Origin of the sequence: Paenibacillus hunanensis (genome assembly GCF_014645615.1) — a bacterium.
In the GTDB taxonomy this organism is placed as follows: domain Bacteria; phylum Bacillota; class Bacilli; order Paenibacillales; family Paenibacillaceae; genus Saccharibacillus; species Saccharibacillus hunanensis.
The window spans coordinates 38,041-59,161 of record NZ_BMMB01000014.1; the positions used below are offsets into that span (position 1 = coordinate 38,041).

Annotated in this window: 21 protein-coding genes and 1 riboswitch; of the genes, 2 read left to right on the forward strand and 19 right to left on the reverse strand. The window is 45.6% G+C overall.

The features are described from left to right. Positions 1 to 163: 163 nt before the first annotated feature. The 9 genes from spoVG to IEX62_RS21560 all read right to left on the reverse strand — a co-directional run bounded on the left by spoVG (position 164) and on the right by IEX62_RS21560 (position 8,799). Entirely contained in the window at positions 164 to 448 is a 285-nt protein-coding gene (gene spoVG / locus IEX62_RS21520) for a septation regulator SpoVG (RefSeq protein ID WP_188778136.1), read from the reverse strand. 194 nt (positions 449 to 642) lie between these two features. Next, entirely contained in the window at positions 643 to 1,479 is an 837-nt protein-coding gene (gene purR, locus IEX62_RS21525; RefSeq protein ID WP_188778139.1) for a pur operon repressor, read from the reverse strand. A gap of 176 nt (positions 1,480 to 1,655) precedes the next feature. After that, positions 1,656 to 2,510, reverse strand: a complete 855-nt coding sequence (gene ispE, locus IEX62_RS21530; protein WP_188778140.1) for a 4-(cytidine 5'-diphospho)-2-C-methyl-D-erythritol kinase — start codon at positions 2,508 to 2,510, stop codon at positions 1,656 to 1,658. A 226-nt stretch (positions 2,511 to 2,736) separates the two neighbouring features. Next, entirely contained in the window at positions 2,737 to 3,012 is a 276-nt protein-coding gene (gene veg, locus IEX62_RS21535; protein ID WP_188778141.1) for a biofilm formation stimulator Veg, read from the reverse strand. 130 nt (positions 3,013 to 3,142) lie between these two features. Beyond that, positions 3,143 to 4,027, reverse strand: coding sequence for a 16S rRNA (adenine(1518)-N(6)/adenine(1519)-N(6))-dimethyltransferase RsmA (gene rsmA, locus IEX62_RS21540; RefSeq protein WP_188778143.1), 885 nt, complete (start codon positions 4,025 to 4,027; stop codon positions 3,143 to 3,145). Continuing rightward, positions 4,020 to 4,577: a ribonuclease M5 gene (rnmV, locus tag IEX62_RS21545; protein WP_188778145.1), complete on the reverse strand. Its 558-nt coding sequence runs from the start codon at positions 4,575 to 4,577 to the stop codon at positions 4,020 to 4,022. The genes rsmA and rnmV overlap by 8 nt, the downstream gene beginning before the upstream one ends. A gap of 213 nt (positions 4,578 to 4,790) precedes the next feature. Next, positions 4,791 to 5,891, reverse strand: coding sequence for a resuscitation-promoting factor (locus IEX62_RS21550; protein ID WP_188778147.1), 1,101 nt, complete (start codon positions 5,889 to 5,891; stop codon positions 4,791 to 4,793). Between the two features lie 317 nt (positions 5,892 to 6,208). Further along, positions 6,209 to 6,442, reverse strand: a riboswitch (cyclic di-AMP (ydaO/yuaA leader). Between the two features lie 195 nt (positions 6,443 to 6,637). After that, positions 6,638 to 7,405 carry a TatD family hydrolase gene (locus IEX62_RS21555; RefSeq protein ID WP_188778149.1) on the reverse strand — a complete coding sequence of 256 codons (768 nt, stop codon included), beginning with the start codon at positions 7,403 to 7,405 and terminating at the stop codon, positions 6,638 to 6,640. 71 nt (positions 7,406 to 7,476) lie between these two features. Next, positions 7,477 to 8,799, reverse strand: a complete 1,323-nt coding sequence (locus IEX62_RS21560) for an HD domain-containing protein (protein ID WP_188778151.1) — start codon at positions 8,797 to 8,799, stop codon at positions 7,477 to 7,479. Between the two features lie 467 nt (positions 8,800 to 9,266). Here IEX62_RS21560 and IEX62_RS21565 point away from each other — a divergent pair, with 467 nt between their 5' ends. Further along, positions 9,267 to 9,521, forward strand: a complete 255-nt coding sequence (locus IEX62_RS21565) for an AbrB/MazE/SpoVT family DNA-binding domain-containing protein (RefSeq protein ID WP_188778153.1) — start codon at positions 9,267 to 9,269, stop codon at positions 9,519 to 9,521. Positions 9,522 to 9,956: 435 nt separating this feature from the next. Here the strand turns inward: IEX62_RS21565 and rsmI are convergent, their stop codons facing one another. The 9 genes from rsmI to IEX62_RS21610 all read right to left on the reverse strand — a co-directional run bounded on the left by rsmI (position 9,957) and on the right by IEX62_RS21610 (position 18,520). Continuing rightward, positions 9,957 to 10,862 (reverse strand): 16S rRNA (cytidine(1402)-2'-O)-methyltransferase, encoded by a 906-nt coding sequence (gene rsmI, locus IEX62_RS21570; protein WP_188778155.1) that lies wholly within the window; start codon positions 10,860 to 10,862, stop codon positions 9,957 to 9,959. Continuing rightward, positions 10,859 to 11,578: a tRNA1(Val) (adenine(37)-N6)-methyltransferase gene (locus tag IEX62_RS21575; protein ID WP_188778178.1), complete on the reverse strand. Its 720-nt coding sequence runs from the start codon at positions 11,576 to 11,578 to the stop codon at positions 10,859 to 10,861. The genes rsmI and IEX62_RS21575 overlap by 4 nt, the downstream gene beginning before the upstream one ends. 118 nt (positions 11,579 to 11,696) lie before the next feature. Next, positions 11,697 to 12,080 carry a DNA replication initiation control protein YabA gene (gene yabA, locus IEX62_RS21580; RefSeq protein ID WP_188778156.1) on the reverse strand — a complete coding sequence of 128 codons (384 nt, stop codon included), beginning with the start codon at positions 12,078 to 12,080 and terminating at the stop codon, positions 11,697 to 11,699. 30 nt (positions 12,081 to 12,110) lie between these two features. Continuing rightward, positions 12,111 to 12,911, reverse strand: a complete 801-nt coding sequence (locus IEX62_RS21585) for a PSP1 domain-containing protein (protein WP_188778157.1) — start codon at positions 12,909 to 12,911, stop codon at positions 12,111 to 12,113. 302 nt (positions 12,912 to 13,213) lie between these two features. Beyond that, positions 13,214 to 14,188, reverse strand: coding sequence for a DNA polymerase III subunit delta' (gene holB / locus IEX62_RS21590; protein WP_188778158.1), 975 nt, complete (start codon positions 14,186 to 14,188; stop codon positions 13,214 to 13,216). Between the two features lie 22 nt (positions 14,189 to 14,210). After that, positions 14,211 to 14,654 carry a YaaR family protein gene (locus IEX62_RS21595; protein ID WP_188778159.1) on the reverse strand — a complete coding sequence of 148 codons (444 nt, stop codon included), beginning with the start codon at positions 14,652 to 14,654 and terminating at the stop codon, positions 14,211 to 14,213. A 483-nt stretch (positions 14,655 to 15,137) separates the two neighbouring features. Then, a complete protein-coding gene (darA, locus tag IEX62_RS21600; protein WP_188778160.1) occupies positions 15,138 to 15,467 on the reverse strand; it encodes a cyclic di-AMP receptor DarA in 330 nt (109 codons plus the stop codon). 483 nt (positions 15,468 to 15,950) lie between these two features. After that, positions 15,951 to 16,619 (reverse strand): dTMP kinase, encoded by a 669-nt coding sequence (tmk, locus tag IEX62_RS21605; RefSeq protein ID WP_188778161.1) that lies wholly within the window; start codon positions 16,617 to 16,619, stop codon positions 15,951 to 15,953. 23 nt (positions 16,620 to 16,642) lie between these two features. After that, complete coding sequence (locus IEX62_RS21610) at positions 16,643 to 18,520, reverse strand: aminotransferase class I/II-fold pyridoxal phosphate-dependent enzyme (RefSeq protein ID WP_188778162.1); 1,878 nt, start codon at positions 18,518 to 18,520, stop codon at positions 16,643 to 16,645. A gap of 499 nt (positions 18,521 to 19,019) precedes the next feature. Here IEX62_RS21610 and IEX62_RS21615 point away from each other — a divergent pair, with 499 nt between their 5' ends. Continuing rightward, positions 19,020 to 19,544 carry a hypothetical protein gene (locus IEX62_RS21615; protein WP_188778163.1) on the forward strand — a complete coding sequence of 175 codons (525 nt, stop codon included), beginning with the start codon at positions 19,020 to 19,022 and terminating at the stop codon, positions 19,542 to 19,544. Between the two features lie 451 nt (positions 19,545 to 19,995). Here the strand turns inward: IEX62_RS21615 and IEX62_RS21620 are convergent, their stop codons facing one another. Then, complete coding sequence (locus IEX62_RS21620; RefSeq protein ID WP_188778165.1) at positions 19,996 to 20,760, reverse strand: SDR family oxidoreductase; 765 nt, start codon at positions 20,758 to 20,760, stop codon at positions 19,996 to 19,998. Positions 20,761 to 21,121: the final 361 nt, after the last annotated feature.

The window sequence follows — 21,121 nt, forward strand, 5'->3', positions numbered from 1 at the left end:
ATGATGATAGCTTCAAGCCTTGTATATGTGTACTTTCATTTCATATTCCGCAAAAAACTCCATACTGAATATATCTTATTCCGGGCAAAAAGAAAAGGGAGCCACAGCTCTCGCTCCAGTGGCTCCCTTTTCTTTTAAACCCCAATAAGTATAAAGAACTTGCTTATGCGCCTTCTTCGATAACTTCTTCTTCCAGTCCGGCACGCTCATATTCAGCCAGTACTGCCGACTGAATCTTCTCCCGTGTGCTAGAAGAAATAGGATGCGCGATATCGCGAAACTCGCCATCCGGTGTCCGCTTACTCGGCATCGCGACAAACATCCCGTTGTTCCCATCAATTACTCGAATGTCGTGAACGACAAATTCACTATCGATTGTGATGGAGGCAATGGCTTTCATCCGACCTTCGGAATTTACGCGGCGGAGTCTTACATCCGTGATTTCCATGTGTGTTCACCACCTTTTTGCATAAAGACTTGGTTGTGTATTTCCACACATGGAAGTAAAACACCTTCTTTTTTCTGAAAATTAATTGTGTATTTTTTTGTCGGATCGCCGTTTTTTGCCGATTTCTGCCGAATTCAAGAAAATTGACTGATACCTATTCTCAATTAGACTTCACAATTTATAAGCTAAATCCTTCAAATAATCACATTTTCAAAGTAATTTCCCGGTTGAACCGTAATTTTCTTACTTTTTGCATCAACTTCTGTTAATTTGGCGAGTGATACATAATCCGCCCACAGGCGATCTTCCACCTCTACATTGCCGGATTCTAGCAATACGCCCACACCTGCTACCGTTGCATTGAACTCCCCAAGCAGATCGACCATGCCCTGAATCGTGCCGCCTGCTTTCATAAAATCATCGATAATCAGCACGCGCGACTTTTCCTTCAGGGCGCGTCTGGACAAGGTCATCGTATGCAGACTCTTATGCGAACCGGACACATAGTTAATGCTAACCGCCGAGCCTTCCGTCATCTGGTGGTCACGTCGCACCAGCACAACAGGCAGATTCAGCTGCGTGCCTGTCGCATGCGCCAGCGGAATCCCTTTCGTCTCTACCGTCATGATCACATCAATCGGGGTGTCTGCAAAAACAGACGCAAAAATTTTGCCAACTTCGTTCAATGTAGCCGGCTGACCGAGCAGATCAGACATATAGATATAATTCCCTGGCAGCAGTCGATCTGGCTGCTCCATCTGCACGCACAGCTCGCTCATAAACGAGAACGCCTTCTCTCTGGACAAACGCGGGATGTATTTCACACCACCCGCTGCACCCGCCAGCGTCTGAAGCTCGCCGATGCCCTCTTCCTCGAAGACCTCTTTAATAATAGTCAGATCTTCACTGATCGATGATTTGGCCGCTCCGTACCGGTCAGCGAAGGTCGTTAATGGAATAAGCGTGTGCGGTCTTGAGGTCAAATACTGCGTCAGCTCGACCAGACGCGCGCTCCGTTTTAATTTTTTCACTTTAACTCCTCACCATCTACGAAAATTTACATTTTTATCCTAAAAAAATCCCAAATCCGAATAATTAAAGTGAATATAACATTTTTGTACGGCTTTGTAAAAGAAAATCGCAATCTTTTTCCAAATGTCTCCTTCATGCTTGAAGGCTTTTGGAAAAAGATTGCGACCTGGACTTCTCAGGTTAACATACGTACAGCATATACCTCATGGCAAAATCCACGTAGCCCATTATAAATGCGTGCCACCTTGGATTCCTTGGAAACGAGGCCGAATACCGTTGGCCCGCTACCTGACATGAGTACACCGTCTGCACCAAGCTGCTGCATCGTCTGCTTCAGCTGCTGCACCTCTGGATAGTGACTGAGCGTCACATCCTCCAGCACATTCCCCAGCTCACTGCATATCGCTTCAAACGATTGCTGCTCAATCGCCTTCTGCATCGCAGCTGCTGATGGATGCTGCTTAATCTGATCCGCTCTCAGACGTCCGTAGACGCCTGCTGTTGATACATTGATCGGCGGCTTTGCCAGAATGACCCAGCAATCCGGCGGGCTTGGTAGTGGCGTCAGCAGTTCGCCACGTCCTGTCGCAAGCGCTGTGCCGCCCGTAATACAAAAAGGAACATCCGAGCCAATCGAAGCGCCCAGCTCCATCATGTCCGCATGAGGGATATCCAGCTTCCACAGTCGATTCAATCCACGCAATGCGGCGGCGGCATCACTACTGCCTCCTGCCAGACCTGCGGCGACTGGAATCTGCTTGTCGATATGAATATGCACGCCCTGGCGGATACCGTAGCGCTCCTTGATCTTGTTCGCAGCCTGATAGGCAAGATTTTTATCATCCAGAGGGATGTAACCAGCCTGACTGGATATCGTGATCGTATTACCGGACAGCTCCGTAATCGTTAATCGATCGGCGAGATCGACCATCGTCATGATCATCTCTACCTCGTGGTACCCGTCCGGGCGCTTGTGCAGCACATCCAGCATCAGATTTATTTTCGCTGGCGCTTTTTCATATAGCTTCATGAGGTTCCTCCACCTTCAACATTCCGTCCGTTCTTATTGTTACTGTATCCGTCGACATACTGGAGAGCATAAATAGCCACTCCGGTAACGCCCACACATAGCAGGTAGCTAGGTATAGCCACGAATATTCCAATTATAGAAAAAATGAATTGCAAAGTCTATTCACAAAGCAAAACAGTCTCTACCCCCGCAGGAGATAAAGACTGCCTTATCATAAAACAGTTATTCAATTCCCAGCGTACTCGACACTTGTATGGGAATCATCCTCGCAAACTGTGATTTCAACCGAGTCGGTTAATACGTCTGCGTAGCTGTAAGACACTCGTTCAAAAGTTTGATGCTCATCATCAAGCTTTACAGTAAAAACAGAAGGGTAGGTTTCTTCCAAAATTCCGGTACGTTCAATGGTCTTTTTCCGACCACCGTGTGCGCGCAATGTGATTTTGTGCCCTACATGAGCATCAAGATTGCGTTTGATTTCGGTAAGCGCATTGTTAGCCATGCTCACAACCACCTCTTTTCCTACCTCCTATTGTAACAAAAAGGAAAAGAATTGTCAATCAAATATTAAATTATGCTACACAAAATTTATTTTGTCAATGATTTTTTTGTGAGGTGCTAAAAAGCTCGCTTTAACGAATCCCTGCTGCCAGGAATACATCGCTCAAACGTCCATATTCCTCAATGCTCAGCGTCTCCCCACGACGGGATGGCTCGATACCAGCCTCCGCGAGAAGCTGCTCCAGCTGTTCGCGATCGCTTCCGCTGAAATAACGTGTTTTGAGGTTGTTGGCAATCGTTTTACGGCGCTGAACAAAGCATGCCTGCATCAGCTCGAAGAAATGCTGCTCATCCTGTACATGCACAGGTGGCTCCTCACGCAGCTTGAGACGAATCACCGCTGATTCCACATTCGGCTGCGGAATAAATACCGTTTTCGGCACGATACATACCAGCTCTGGGATGCAGTAATATTGAACAGCGATGCTCAGGCTGCCATAATCCTTGCCACCTGGCGCAGCTGCCATACGCTGTGCGACTTCCTTCTGAATCATCACGACGATATTATCGAGCGGAAGCTTCTCTTCCAGCAGCTTCATCAGAATCGGTGTAGTGACGTAATACGGCAAATTCGCAACAACACTGACCTTATCCACATTGGCAAAATCCTCACGGAACAGCTCCTGTAGATCGACCTTGAGTACATCACCATGACGCACACGCACATTATCATAGTCACCGAGCGAGTCTTGTAAAATCGGCAGCAGACGCTGATCGATCTCTACCGCGGTCACATTATGCGCCTGACGTGCCAGACGCTCTGTCAATGCACCGATCCCCGGTCCGATCTCCAACGCACCACGCTGTTCATTCAAGTCCGCTGCGTCGACAATTTTATTCAAAATATTACTATCGATCAAAAAGTTCTGACCGAGGCTCTTTTTAAACGAAAAGCCGTGCTTATTAATAATCTCTTTCGTCCGTCCGGGCGTGGCGATATCGTGTCTATCATTCATTGGATTGCTGTTCCTCCGCTTCAAGTTGTGAAAGTGCTGCCGCGAATTCCTCGCGGGTGATGCCAAATATACGTAGCCGTTTATGAAATTGCTTGCCGTTGCCATAACCGATGCCGAGCAGATTGCCCATTTTCATCCGGCGTGCGGCAGCTTGCTTATGAATGACCAGTCCGGTCGTAATCAGATCATCCCAATCGATGAGCGTCTCTGCCTCTGGCATTTCCGTATGCACACGTGCCAGAGCTGCCCGAATCGCTTCAGGCGATGCATTCTCGACTCCGATATCGCCTTTTAACGTCGCTTCACTCTCCGGGATAAAGGCATGCTTACAGCCCGGTACCTTCTGTGAGACGATTTTGCGTATCCGCTCTCCAGCATGATCGGGATCGGTCAAAATGATAACCCCTCTACGCTCCTGTGCCAGACGTACACGACGAATCACGTGAGCGCCAATCGCGGAGCCACCCGTTTCGATCGTATCCGCTTCGACTGCACGCTTAATCGCTACTGTATCGTCCCGTCCCTCTACAACAATGACCTCTTTAATCAATGGATGGTACGCTTCCCTTCCGGATCGGGGGCGTACAGACGTCATTTCCTTTTCCCCGCGATCATATTCATATTGTCCTCAGTATAACAAAACAACAAACAAAAAGAAGGGGAATCATCCCCTTCTCCTGTTGGTTCCTATACGCTCATGGTTAATAATGCTTATATCATATAACAGTCCTGCCAGCACAGGCAACCGATTTGTACCGATAAATTAAGGTTTTACCGGCCCGATCACATAGACCGTATAACCGGACTTGCGTCCGAACGCTCTTGCCTGGCTCAGGCTATCAATATATACGTCAATCTTATTGCCGTTAATGGCGCTGCCGGTATCTTCTGCACGGCGGTAACCGAGGCCTTCAATGTAGACCCACCATCCCATTGGGATCACGTCGGTATCTACGGCAATCGTCCGTCCTTCTGTCACTCGCGTTCCAGATGCAGTACGTGTACCCAGTCCTGGCTCCTGAGAGGAGTAGGCTGTCAGCGTAACATTATTCAATACTTTGGCATAAGAGAAATCTTTGTCGGAATTTGAACTGGACGAAGCACTCGCTGCAAGCAACTTAGGCTGCTCTTTTTTCGTACCGATCGCAACGATCTTGTCCTGTACATCAGCGGTTGTCTTTTTATCAATCATGCGCTTGGAGACGAACTCTCCGTCTTCGTATACCTTCTCGATATACTGGACAACCTTACCTTTTTGACCACTCTGAATGAGCTTTGTTTTACCTTCCAGCAGACTGCCGTCTTCTTTCTGAACGACCTGATAAGGCAGCTCAACGACCTGTTTGGCCACAAAGGAAGTTGTTCTAACTACCTTGATGTCCATATCATGCTGGACGCCCGCTTCCACCGGAGGTGTTAGCTTGTCTTCTTTACCGAGATCGATCCCGGCTTGTTCCAGTGTATTCCCAACCGTTTTGGCTGTAGTGTACACCTGTTTTGTTTTACCGTCTGCCGTAATATTTACGGCTACCGCATGGTTAATGTATACCTTGTCGCCATCCTGGATTGCTCCGTTCATGGACATTGATACTTTATCCTGTGGTGCTACTTGAATATTTTGTTCAGCCAGCAGATCCGATAGCTGTAGCTTATGGGTTTCGACCATTTGAGCTTTGCCATCAATAACGACATAAATATTTTTGCTTGCCTGCATATACATCAACCAGAGTGCCATGGCAATAACCACAATCACTGCCAGTGAAGTGAGCAGTACAGAGCGTAGATTTTTTTGCTTCCAACGCAGCGCGTAAGACATGCTGGATGAGCGTGAACCATGGGTTTCTTTGAAAGGAGCAATTCCCACTTCTTCCGTCCTCCTTACATAGTCTCGCCGTCTTGCTGTAAAGAAAATGTATTATAGACGCGACTATATCAGAATTTCCACAGGCATTATAATGCTTATGATGAAATACCGGCGCATTACGGTACTTCGTTCTAGTTGAAAATTGCCTGCGCCATGGTCAGTCCTAGCGGCATACCGATCCCGGATAGTGAAAACCGGGTCTTCTCTTTTTCATTGACTTCCTTTTGCACAAAACAAAAAAGCCTAGGGAAAAGTGCAAGAGCAACTCTTCCGTGGCTTCCCGACATTGTACGTCCATTGGAAACTTAGAAAATGAGAGGTTGCCTCTGCATCGCTTACGAGGTTAGCTGTCGGGTTCGGATAAGCACTACTGCGTGTAGATGGTACCCTGTGAGACGTCCTTCGCTCATGGCGCAAGTAGCCTCAATTCACCCCAAAGACCCTGTATCAGGAATCAAACATCTGCCTTCCGGTATTGCCGGTTAAAAGTGAATGAAGACAGCTGTTGGTTCCCCCGTTCTCCTATGTAGGAAACTCAGCGAGACCGAATCATGGAATCTCGTGTATCGACACGAAGATTAAATCACTGATGAAATGATATCCCGAACACAACCTCACTGTAAAGCGAGAGGCAACTCCGTTTTTCTTAAAAAGTGGTTAAAAACTTGTAACATTTCCGCATTTTTTCGTTAAAATTCATTCATATATCGGTATAGCTCGTTTTTTCATCGGTTTTTCTCTCGTTTTCATCGAATGCCAAATAATGCCAACGCATTTTTTGTTGTAATTTCACTAATTTCTTCCAGACTTACCCCTTTAAGCTCGGCAGCTGTCTCTGCCACCAAACGTACATATCCAGACTCATTTCTTTTTCCACGATTAGGATGTGGAGTCAAATATGGGGAGTCCGTTTCCAGTAATAAACGATCCATCGGAACCTGCTTTAGTACCTCTTTTGGCTGCTTTGCATTTTTGAATGTGATCGGGCCGCCAAACGAAATATGGAAGCCCATATCCAGGCACATTTTTGCCGTTTCCCAGCTACCGGAAAACGCATGCATAATGCCGCCAACCTCACTTGCTTTTTCCTCACGCAAAATCCGAACAATGTCCTCATGCGCTTCCCGATTATGAATGACAATTGGCATTTTCATCTCACGCGCCAGGCCAATTTGCTCGCGCAGTACACGATGCTGCACATCCTTCGGTGATTTATCCCAGTGATAATCCAGTCCGATTTCACCGATTGCGACTACTTTTTCATGACTGCATAAAGATGCAATCCATTCCAGATCGCCCGGCTGCATCTTGATCGCTTCGACCGGATGCCAGCCCACTGCCGCATAGATAAAATCGTATTCCTCTACTAATTGCATCGTAGTCGGAATCGTCTCACGGTCAAATCCAATATTCACCATTCGAGTGACTCCATTATTGTAGGCACGCTCGATCACTTCTTTGCGATCCTCATCAAAATCTTTGGAATCCAAATGGGTATGTGTATCAAATAACATAGTATTCATTCTCCTTTGCAGGCTTTTTTACGTAATCGCTATGGAACTTTTTTATCGGCTTCATACATTTTTTATATTTCAAACTCCATTTGTGCTGGTCCTAGCTTATCTTCGAAAATGTCCGCTACATGCGGTGACAGCTTGTGTTTTACCCTTTCTAGCTTCTCCTGTGGAAAATACAGATGATATCGTCCACGATGGATACCGCTGATCGAGCGCACAATATCGGATACTTCGGATATTTCCTGTACCTTGTTCTGACGATCCAGTAGCAAAATCTGCTTTTCCTTTTTCGGATCACCAGGGCGGAAAACATCGTATGGCAAATCAGTTGGGAAATCGATCTCCAGATCATACTGCGGATGAAGACCCGCTTCCGCAAATTCGCGGCGAATTTGATCGATCATATCGAGGTCGATTAATTCGGTTTCTATATATTTATATAACCGTCGCTCCATAAAACGAGCACACACATCGGCAAGAATTTCGTCCTTTTCAAGCGTCCACTGCATAAACGTCGTTTGTACAAGCGCTTCATCCAACAGTAAGTACTCTTTTACATTTAACTCATTGCGGAACAGTGCAGGTAGCGGATGTGGTAAAAATGTGAAATTGTAGCCGCTATCGAACAGTTCTTTTGCCCGCTGGAAAATATGACGTAATACGATATCCGAGCTGCGTGTCACCGGATGGAAATACACCTGCCAGTACATCTGATACCGTGACATGAGATAGTCTTCAATCGCGTGCATTCCCGTCTCCTTCACGACCACACGTCCATTATGCGGACGCAGCACACGAATAATGCGATCCATATCGATCGTACCGTAATTCACCCCTGTAAAATATGCATCGCGCAGCAAGTAATCCATCCGATCTGCATCCAGTGGACTGGACACCAGATTGACCACTACTGCCTTCTCGTAGTCCTTACGAATAACCGCAGCAACCTTTTCCGAAAAGCCAGCTTCTACGTCCTCCAGCACACGATGAATTTCAGTATCTTCTAATAATATGCGACACGTCCATTCCTCATGATTCATCTCAAACGCTTCTTCTATAGAATGCGAAAATGGGCCATGTCCCAGATCATGCAGCAGCGCAGCACAGAGTGCCACCATACGCTCCTCGCTCGGCCAATCCTCATATCCGCTTCGCTCGAATTGAGAAATGATACGACGCGTAATCTCATACACTCCGAGAGAGTGGGAAAAGCGGCTATGCTCTGCACCGTGAAAGGTCAGATAGGATGTACCGAGCTGACGAATGCGACGCAATCGTTGAAACTCAGGTGTATTGATCAATGTCCAGATTAACCGATCCTGGACGTGAATATAATTGTGAACAGGGTCCTTGAATACTTTTTCCTCATCCAAAGGCTGTAGCGATTTCATACTTAACGCTCCTTCGCGAAACTTGATTACCGTATTTTGAATCGTATAAAATAGAATTATGTCAATTATGTCGAACAGTGTCGTTATATGATCAGCAACGATTTCCAAATCGACAAAAGCTGTATACGCCCATCATATCGTAAAAATAAACCCAAAATCCTTTAACCGCAAAAAAAATTTTACGATTTTATGCTGAAATAGGCAATTTCATGCAATTTCTATGTTGACTGATTTGGGAAACGTTGGTATTATAAATATCATAAAAGATAGAACTTTGTCGAAAGATGACATTTAAAACATGAATGCTTGTTCAATAATTGCATCCTGGCGCTAACCAGCTAGAGAAGTATCGCAGCTTATACGATGGCTTACTTCATTTCTATTAATCGGGAACAGCCGTTACGAACCCTATTCGACAAGCGAATTTTACGACTATTATAAAAACACATTTGAGAGGATTGATTATCATGATGAAATCAACAGGTATTGTAAGAAAAGTAGACGAGCTGGGCCGTGTAGTAATTCCGATCGAACTGCGTCGCACACTGGGAATCGGTGAGAAAGACGCTCTGGAAATCTACGTTGATGGCGAGCGCATCATGCTGAAAAAATACGAGCCAGCTTGTATCTTCTGCGGCAATGCTGAAAATGTAACGTACTTCAAAGGCAAAATCGTTTGTAACGACTGCATCTCCGAAATTCCAGTTCCTGTGACAAAATAATTAAAATAAGCTATAATAAAGCTAGAACCATAAACTTTATTAATTCTAACCTTTTTATATCTCCTTGGACCTTTATCCGACATTGCTCGGGTAAAGGTATTTTTTTGCTTTCTGCATGTTTTCCTCTACCTGACATTATACCGATTTTCACATAGTAAGCCAATGTGGCGACAAAAAGGGACCTCGACGCTCGGTCGTGGTCCCTTCATATACACTCGAAATATGCACTCGAATTTGCTGCTCCAATAGAGGTCGCTGATCGAGTTTCTTCTATATAATATATATGTTGCTTAGAGATGATCCTATCCGGTCTAGCATACCTTATGAATTAGAGTGTACACATACCTAAACGCACATACCGAAGCAGTTAACTATGCTTAAATTATTTCGATCCATTCATCACCAAGAATGTGGCGGAATGATAAATCCTATGCTCTATTCCTCCAGCAATACCTGATAAATATCACGCTTGGACAATTGACGATCCTTAGCGGTACGCTTCATAGCATCTTTACGCGATAGCTGCTCGGTCTGCTCATAATGCGCGACATGCTCGGCAATCGACAATGCCTGCCACCATTCATTCGCTTCGGCAATCGCTTCTTCCTGTGATTGTCCTTCCAGCACGATACAGTATTCACCCAGCGGTGGATGCTCCTCCAGCCATTCCAGCGCTTCCTCTACCGAGGCACGCAGCCATTCCTCATGCCGTTTCGTTAATTCGCGTGCCAGTACGATGCGACGATTACCCACATGCTCCAGAATCGCTTGTAGCGTTTTGATAATGCGATGTGGAGATTCATAAAATAGAAGCGTTCCTTCTGCTGCACGCGCCCCCTGTAGCACCTCTGCCTGTCCACGATGATCACGCGGCAAAAAGCCGATAAAGGTGAACCGATTGGTCGACAGGCCTGATGCGATCAATGCAGATAGCGCTGCATTAGCTCCCGGGATCGGTACAATCGCGATGCCTTGCTCTACAGCTAGCTGTACCAGCTCTTGCCCTGGGTCAGAAATAGCAGGCAAGCCCGCATCGCTAATCAGCGCTAGACTTTGCCCTTCCATAATTAAGCGAATCAGCTCCGGCCCACTATTATGCTTATTATGCTCATGATAACTGACGAGTTTGCGCGGCGTAATCTCAAAATGATTCAACAGCTTACGACTTTGCCGTGTATCCTCAGCCGCGATAATATCGCATTCCTGCAATGTGCGAACAGCGCGATAGGTCATATCCTCCAGATTGCCGATCGGTGTTGCGACCAGATACAGCGTACCTGGCGCTTTACCTTGCGGCGACTCCGATGCAGCGGCAAAGCTTTTTTGGACTTGTATGCTCATAAAGACTCCTTTTGACCGTAATAAATATCCATAATTTCTGGAACATATTCATTCTGATCATTATATACGATCAATGGCGGCAGCACACGCGCTTCTGGCTTACCACCGCGAATGCCCTCCACCAGTACCATATTCGCCTCCATATGACGGCGTGGATGGACAAAACGAATGCGTTTCGGCTCTACTCCATATTGACGCATCATCAGCACAATATCGACCAGGCGGTGCGGACGATGCACCATCGCCAGCTTGCCCCCATTTTTGAGTAAACCGGCTGCCGTGCGGACGACATCTTCCAGCGTACAACCGATCTCATGGCGTGCCATTGCATGGTGCATATTCAGCTTGACCTCGTTGCCGTTCATTGGCATATACGGTGGATTGACCGTTAGAGCATCGTACGTACCATGCTCTCCCTGTAGCGGTAGTTCCTTCAGATCCTGATTGCGAATCGTAATCTGTGACTGTAATTCGTTAATCTGTACGCTACGCTCAGCCATATGCGCCAGCCGTTCCTGAATTTCTACCCCTTCAATAGATGCCGCGGTGCGCGTGCTAAGCAGGATCGGAATAACACCGTTCCCAGTACACAGGTCCATCACCTTACCACGCGGCGGAACCGCTATAAAGCGCGCCAGTAGCACCGCATCCATCGAGAAGCTAAACACATCCGGGCTTTGAATAATATGCAGCCTGTGGGTCAGCAGATCATCCATCCGCTCACCTGGCTGTAGCAGTTCCAAATACTGCTCATGCTTGTTGTTTTGTTCCAATTTCCCGATTTCCTCTCCACATCGATAAAGCCGCAGACAGTATCTGCGGCTTTGGTTCGTATTATTCGGATTTGTTCAAAAATGACAGACAGAACAGACAGTCGCCTTCCGTACGCAGATGGCCATAGTATACATTGCAGATATGAAATCCTTCATGATACAACCGGGCGAGATTATCGTAGCCCTCGCCGACGACTTCTGGATACGGATGATTGTGCAGATCCGAATCAGCCAGGATTTCAACCGCCTGAGCATCAGTCAGCTCTGGTTCGCCAGGCACTTCTTTTTTCAGTACACGACGCAGCTGTTCATTTTCAATCGTCAGGCGCTGGTTTTCCTCCAGTAATTCCTTAACTGCCAGCTTGAGCCTTCCCATATCCCCGTGCATATGGTTCATCTGTGTCTCCAGTTCATGAATATACTCAAAAAGATTTTTCTTTTCCAAGTTTCCACCTCAAACGCAGCCTTTGACGGTTTACTTCACCACGACCTCATCGAACGGTAGCTCCTTGACCTTACTAATTTCGAAGATCTGAACATGTACCGTACGAGAACCCGCATTAATGCCAACAACCTTGCCTTCACCAAGCGAGGTCACGACAAATTTACCGACAGCCGGGAGTTCTTCCTTTATACTTTCATAATTGTCATGCTCAAATTTGAGACAACACATCAGACGTCCACATAGACCCGAGATTTTGGTCGGATTCAGTGACAGGCTCTGATCCTTCGCCATTTTGATCGACACGGGCTCAAAATCACCCAGCCAGGACGAACAGCACAGAATACGTCCGCATGGGCCAATTCCGCCCAGCATTTTCGCTTCATCACGCACACCGATCTGACGCAGCTCGATACGCGTACGGAAAATACTTGCCAGATCCTTTACAAGCTCACGAAAATCGACACGTCCCTCTGCCGTAAAATAGAAAATGATCTTATTGCGATCAAACGTATACTCGACGTCCACCAGCTTCATTTTGAGCTGATGATCTCTAATCTTTTTGAGACATGTAGCAAATGCATTCTTCGCTGCTGTCCGGTTCTCCTCGACGATACGAGCATCATCCTGCCCGGCGATACGGATTACCTTTTTCAGCGGCAATACCACATCATCTTCCTTCACCTGCTTACGTCCGATAACGACCTTGCCGTACTCTATACCCCTTGCCGTCTCTACGATAACATGCTCTTCGCTATCGATTGCAAAATCGAGCGGATCAAAATAATATATTTTACCCGCTTTTTTAAAGCGGACACCTACTACGTTATACAAAAGAAAAGCCTCCTCATTTGCCAATACCGCCCCTACTGATGCAAAAACGATACAAACAATAACTTCTACGGTGTATACGCAAACTGCGAGTGAGCCGCTATCTCGATCAGCTCCTGCTAGCCTTCGTCTGAAGCAGCCATTGTTGAGCTACATATGGCGCTTATATCGAACTAGCAGATCGGCTTGCCTACACACCTGGTTTGCACGGACATGGCGTATTTCGAAAAAGTCACTGCTCTTTCATCAGATGTTCTTCCGCATGATGTATACTGTCCGTCCTATATAGAAGCTTATTCTATACCTTAGCCGCTTACCCCTATGAGAAACTGCTCCATACATAGCTGCCCGTTAACGTTCGAGCGAAGCATTTTCTTGCATTCGGCAGCAAGCGCCATACAGGAGATCCAATGCTGCATGCTGCGGGTGTGAGCCACCTTGGAGAGAGACTCTAACTGATCTATAAAAACGATACTTTCGTTCTGGCCAATCTGAATATGAATAAGATCCTTGAACCATAGATGAAAAAGGTCAAATACCTGATCCACATGATCACCCAGTCCGCCCTTAAATAGCTTCTGTTGTGCGGTAATCAGGCTCATACTGCCCCTGGAGGCAGACTCCTTCCCTAATTGTAACACTACGTTTCTAATTTCTGCAAACCAATTCTCGGCGAGCAGCTTCCGGCATTCCTCCGGGTCAGAAACGAGATGAACCGCACAGCGAACGAGGGGTAGCGGGTAATTTTCATCCGCTAACAATTGGATCATTTGCTTCGGATCGACAGCAGTGAATAGCACTGGCTGTGTCCGCGAACGAATCGTCGGCAAAATAGACTGTACATTATCTGTCAGCAGCATCGCAACAGCCGGAGCTGGCGGCTCTTCCAGAAATTTGAGCAGACTATTGGCGGCCTGCACCGTCATTTTATCCGCATCCTGAATAATATAGATTTTGCGGTTGCCCGCTTCCGAACGGTATGAAAAAATCCGCTGTAGCTCGCGGATCTGATCGATTTTGATCGAGCTGCCATCCGGCTCTACCAGTAGAAAATCCGGATGATTGCCGTGCTCCATTTTACGGCACTCTATGCAATGTCCGCACGCATCGACACCCTTTTCCAGACAGACGAGCGCTTGGGCAAAGCTAAATGCCATCTTCAATTGCCCACTACCTGCCGGGCCATGAAACAGATAGGCATGGGATATTTTTTGCTGACGAAGCCCATTTTGTAACACCTTTTTGGCAGTTTCCTGCCCTATAATTTCTTGAAAAGACATACTGCCTCCTTATCTGAAGCACTTAATACAGCAAATTGACCAGCAGACCGCGAATTTCGCCCATACGCTGTAATAGCTCAATTCGGCCTTCCTCGCTGCTAAGAAGCTCTTCAGCCATACCAAGCAATGCAGAATCCACTTCATCTAGCAGCTTGTATTTGCGACTGCGTCCACGACGATCAAAGCTTTGTGTATCCTTCAGCTTGACTCCGCGGCGTACCGTATCCTCCAAAAAGCGCTTCACCAGCATCTGATACGCCTTCAGCTCACGCAGGGTCATCGACTTAGCCAGACGATCCCCTTGAAGCTGAATGGCCTTGAATTGACGCTGAATCTCGTCGTGGGTAGCCTGCGTCCCGTGATTTTGCAGCACGTCTGAGAAATTCTTTTGCTGCACAACCTTCGTTGGCGTCTCCGACAAGACCGAATTGCTTTTTAACGGAGGATAACCGGGATTGATTTTCATTATGATCTTCCTCTCCATATACCGAATCTATATACTGATACTCTCCATGATCCGCCTGCCTGTATCGCATGCCAATCCGTTGAGTGAACCGAGCAGCACAATAGGACACGAGCTTGGTAAGCGAACGGTCCCTATTTATAACTAACCTGTAAAAGCCCTTATAATCAGTATCGTTCAAAATGAAGGTTTTGCGAATAGGAAAATGAAAAAATCCGCTCTATTCCGCAATTTTTATTAATTTTACCTCTTTATAATAAAGATGGACCGGTCCCATAATGGTACCCGATCCTTCTCTTCCTTCTATTATACTATTAAACGAGCCGTTTGATTCATCAAATTACAAACTAACGCGACTTTTTCGCCAGGGCTTATGCTGTACTAACGTCTATACGCTATCATAAGCAGCATTTCGGATAGCACAGCATAAATCTCACCGACCAGCGAATAGCCCTGAGGCTGTCATCATGCTTCATGAAGCCTGGTTTAGAAATGCTCGAAGCGTTCAACAGGCATGACGAATACCGTAGCGCCGCCCACCTGTACTTCGACTGGCAATGGTAGATACGAATCGGTCGTTCCACTCATTGGTGTTACTGGTGTAACCAGCTGCTCACGAATTTTGCAGCTGTTGCGAATGACTTCCAGAACCGCTTCGATCTGACTATCATCCACACCAATCATGAATGTCGTATTACCGGCACGCAGAAAGCCACCTGTACTTGCCAGCTTGGTCGCACGGAAATTGGCTTTTACCAGCTCTCCGGACAGACGATTGCTGTCTTTATCCTGCACGATCGCTATAATCAGTTTCATCGTTATAGCCTCCTTTAGCAAAATTCAACCAATACGTCTATTCTTTATTTGACATAACCGGTGCAATATCCTTTAATTGCGTTGGCTTTAATGGAACAATATTGAAATTGGGGCAGCTAGCTAAGAGATATGAGAATCTATTGGATGGAAGATGAGCATGGATTTCGTAAATTTTAGCTGTAAGATATTTTGCTTTGCAAAAATCACTTTTCATTTGACCTCGTGTTAGGGAATCGCTAACACTATATCTGTAAGATATTTTGCTTCGCAAAAATCACTACTCATTTAATCCTTTGTTAGACAATTGCTATCTTTAGCATCATCCCTGCTCCTTATTTCATTTCCCGATTTTGTACATCTCACAGTCTAAAATTCAGCTCAGTCCCTTAATTTTGCTTCATTTTTCATATGCCATGCAATACAAGATCATAACAGTGCTAGTCAAATATCGTACCCTTTATTACCCTAATTTAGCCTGCTAACTCACTCTGTTGTGGATTGGGAGAGCCAGCCATCGATCAGGCGATCAAGCTGCTCCCGAATATCTTCAAACACCTCATCTGGAGATTGCTCCCCATTTACAATCGTAAAACGTTCTGGGTATTCAGCGATCAGCTGCTGATAACCGCCATAGACACGATGATGGAAATCGATCGCTTCCAGATCCAGACGATTAATTTCACGATCTGTCGTTTTAGCCATGATGCGCTGCAATCCAACCTCAGGCTTCACTTCGATATACAGATTCATATCTGCCCAGTATTCTTTACCTTCAACCTCAATCGCCATACGGTTGATATCAAGCACCGCTTTACCCAATTGACGCCCATGTCCCTGATACGCAAGCGAGGACATCACATATCGATCACAAATGACAAGCTGACCTACCTCCAGTGCAGGTAAAACCTTTTGCATCAGATGCTCGCGCCGCGCACTGGCATATAACAAGCATTCAGTCATCCCGCTCATATGATTGTCCACATTCAAAATCACATTACGAATCTGCTCGGATACTGGAATACCTCCCGGCTCACGCGTAGATAAAAATGGAAGCTGGCGCTCGTTCAAATACTGTACGATTCGTTCCAGCTGACTGGTTTTGCCGCTCCCATCCATCCCTTCAATTGCGATAAATAATCCTTTTGCTGTCATACCTTCATTCCTGCTTTCTATAGTTAATCGTGATAGACACGGATCGATTGTAGCGAAACATCCGCAGCTCCTTGTATTTTGATACCATGCTGGCGTACCTGTAATAGCCGTGCGTGCAATTCCATACTGATCATTTCTCCTGCATACAATACAGGAATACCCGGAGGATAAGGAATAACCATCTCTGCACATCTCCGTCCGGCTGCCTGCTCCAGCGGTATCGTCTCGATCTGCTGCTGTGCGATAGGCTTCATTTGAAAAGGTACGGGCTCGGATATGAGTGAAGCTATAAGCAGATTAGAATCTTCATCTTGCTGTTCGGCGGCTATATTGGACTTATCAAGAGCATCGGAAAGTACACTTTTCCCGATTGATAAAGCTGATAACATGGGGGATATCGATACATTACCTGCATGTGCATGAGCATATTCCTGTGCAGCTATAGCTGTATCATCAGCAATCCGCCGTAATGCGTCCAACAAGCGTGTTGCATCCTCCATTTGTGAGCCGAGACTGAATACGAGCACCACATAACGCTCATCACTCATCTCCGGTATACAGCCATATTGCTCAAGCTGCTGCTGTAACTGCTGCCCGGATAAGTATCCTGTTTGATCATACAAAACAATTTTAAATGGATCCTGCTCGATTCTTTGAGCCATCTCATCATATGCAGGTATATCCAAACGACTCTCCGAATGGACTTCTTCTACACAATCCTTATACTCTGCATTCAAAGAATCCTTCTTCACATATCGTCGATGTTCCTCACGTTGCTCACCTACAATCGCAAAGCGTCCGCCAGTCTCACGATCCATACTATCCACCTGCTCATTTGCTACATATTGCTTACTGCCTGCATGCGTATGATCCGATGCAGCAGCATAACATCCAATCGATGCCAGATGATCTACGACATAATCACGAGCTGCCAATCCCTGTTCAAATAATGCACTTCCTGCGTAATCCAGCCAATAACGGCTCAGATCCAGTGAAGCCATGATCGGATAGGAAGGACTGGAGCTTTGAATCATCGCCAATCGCTGCCGAAGTACATCCCGATCCATCCAATTACCCTGTATATGCAGCATCGCGCCCATCGTCATAGCGGATAGCATTTTGTGTGTGGATTGTACAACGCCGTTTGCTCCCGCTGCCAGCGCACTTTGCGGAAAGCGTGGATGATGTCCGTAATGAGCACCATGCGCTTCATCGACGAGCAGAGGAATGCCGTGCTCATGACAATATTGAGCCATAGTCGATAGATCGCTGCCCATTCCATAATAATTAGGTGATGTTACTAGCACGCCACGAGCCTGAGGATACCGCACTAGCGCTTGCCGCACCGTCTCTGCCAATGGCACCACAGCAAGCCCGCTAAGTGTATCGATCTCTGGTGTCAAAAACACTGCCTGCGCTCCAGCCAGCATTAAGCCATGAATGACCGATTTATGCACATTACGCTGCACAATAATTAGATCACCGGGCTGCTGACAAACCGATAACAGTAATGCCAGATTCCCCGATGTACTGCCACCAACAAGCCAGTACGTTTCCTCTGCCCCAAAGCAGCGAGCAGCAAGCTCCTGCCCCTCCTGAATCACACCCTCAGGATGATGAAGGTCATCTGTGCCTTGTATTTCCGTCACATCCAGACGCAATAGCTCTCGCATATAATCCATAGACAGAGCTTGTGCAGCGTTCTCAACAGGCAGTTCATAGGCTGCTCCATTTTTATGTCCAGGCACATGATAGCTCCGATTGCCTGACTGCGCATACTGAATAAGCCTCTCATATAGGGGCGCCCGAACACGATCATCTTGAAGATGATCATCTATAGAAAGGGACTCATACGCATTCTCGGAAAAGAATGACTGCTTACTCATCTCATTATTATTCATAATACTCCTGCTAACTTTCATATAAATTATTGTAGACTTCCTAGTATCCTTATTATAATTATAACAGAGCAACGCTCGAACTATGCGATTAAGTCTAAGTCTGAATCAAGACCCCGATTTAGATCGTGATATCCAATGGATTTATATGATATACGACTTACGTATCGATTATCTACGATCAATGTCTAATTCGTACCTAATTGATAGCTAATTTAAATCTAATCCCCGGCCACTGTATGACTGAATATATGCCAATGCTCTATCATCAATGTATATCGTTGTCGATTGTATGTAGTTGTAGTCCCAGTAGAAATGGTTCTAAAGTTCCTCTTCGATACCGATCCAAAAACCGATATACATAATGAATACTGCTCGGTTCCATACACAGTTGTATCTTTATTGTTCTATACATATACATAAGCTTCATTCATGGCTCACTGCAATGCTGCACATATGCCATATGCATTTCATCATTTATCGGAAAGGTGGCCCCTCCTCTATGGCAGTAGAGCCGCAACAAAACGCAACGTTCTACCAGTATAAGCTAATTAAAAAATGGAATATTACCCGACTCTGGTTTTGGACGTATCTTCTTTTACCCGTCATCGCCTTAGCCGCAGAAATGTATTTCTTCTCATGGGAAAGCATTGGCTTCTGGGTATTGTCATTCCCTCTAGTATTGTGGATTCAATTCGTAATCTCACGCTCCGTCTTAATTATGACCGTAAATCACCTGCGTAAAAAATGGCGTTTCCAATTCCAATACCCCTGGATCGGTTATCTGCCTGATCAACATATGAGCTATTCTACATTCCGACGCGTACTATTGCATACAACATGGATCGGATTATGCTTCACTGCTGTACTATTCATGTGGCTGCCTGTTTCCTTTTCCGTCTCGCTAGTCGTCTGGCATGTCTGGCTCTGCCTACCACGCCTGCTCATCCTGCTCCGTCTGTTCAGACAACGCAAAGATGGCATGGTCAAGCTTAACAAGGACGATGTGTCATATTATATTAGCTAAATTACATGGATCCGACATTATCCCAGCTTGCCCTAGCATCGATGTATCATACTATATTAGCTAAATTAGCTCATTCGATCACATTGCTGCTAGATCCAAATTAGATATACAATATAAAGGCTCAAATCACATTCATATATACATGTTCAAATCATGTTCATACTTCTCAATAGGAGTTCATTTAATGTTGATATCCAATCATACAGAGGATCTCTGCCTAAAGAGTTATAGTTCGATAACTGGACAAAGATGATCTATTCATATCATTCACCCACTATTCACTCACATAAAAAGCTGACCCCTATTTAGTATAAAGGTCAGCTTTTCTTATTTGTATTTATCCCCGATCCATTCCAATCCCATTTAAAATCTAATATGTACAACCACAAACCATACTCAATACTAGCTAACAAACCATGCACAACCTAATTCCATGATTAACAATCACCAATTACCGAATAAATCCGCCTTCCGAGTGAATAATCTGTCCTGTAATCCACTCTGCTTCCTCACTCGCCAAAAAAGCTACCAATCGCGCTGCATCTTCAGGCGTCCCGATCCGTCCCATTGGAAATTGCGGCAATAGATATTCACGTACCTCATCATTCATCCACGTAGAGTCCGTCGGCCCCGGATTAATCGCATTGACTGTAATTCGCAATGATGCTAGCTCACGAGATAACGACTTCGTAAACGCAGAAATAGCTCCCTTCGTCGCCGCATAAGCCAGTTCTCCAGGCATAGGTGCAAGATCCTGACCTGAAGTTAAATTAATGATCCGACCATAAGGCAAGTTTGCCTTCTCAAACGAACGTGCAAACTCAGCACATAATAAAAACGTTGATCTCATGTTCACGGCATAGTGATCATCCAATGATTTAGCATCCAGCGATACATAATCATTATTCGTGCTATACGCAGCATTATTAATCAAAATAGTAGGCTGCCCCAGTTGGTTCAATACCTCAGCATATAGCTCTGACGCAGCAGTAGAAGCTGCCAAATCAATCTCCAAACAAGCACAACGTACACCCATACCCATCATCTCTTGCCGTAACATATCTGGCCACTGCACATCTGCATTCCAATAGGTAAAGAAAATATCCACCCCAGTAGAAGCTAACTTTCTACAAAATGCCGTGCCCATATCTCTCGAGCTACTAGCTCCAGTAATCAAAGCAACCTTTCGTTGTGTATCTTGGTTAGTATGACTCATACTCGTCCTCCTCCTCCTTTCTAATCCGTTCATACAAAATTATAAAACACCAACTGGCAATTGTATAATACGTATCCCTCTTTCCTTGGAGCTCCTCTACAATATCTTTCTCCAATACCTCTCTGCAACACCTTCTACTGCTATATCCCTCATTGGAACAACAAGAGTACACTTAAAAGTTAAAAAACCTGAAACAAAGCCTGAAAAGAGAAAACACTAAGTGGCAATTGTATAATACATATCGAGAACAACAGAACGCAGAACAAGAAGAATACAAAGAAAGTGAATAACAAAAGCAGCCAATAGAGGTAGTAAATAGAACAAAATAGAATGAAAAATAGACTATACGAAGAAGATCAAA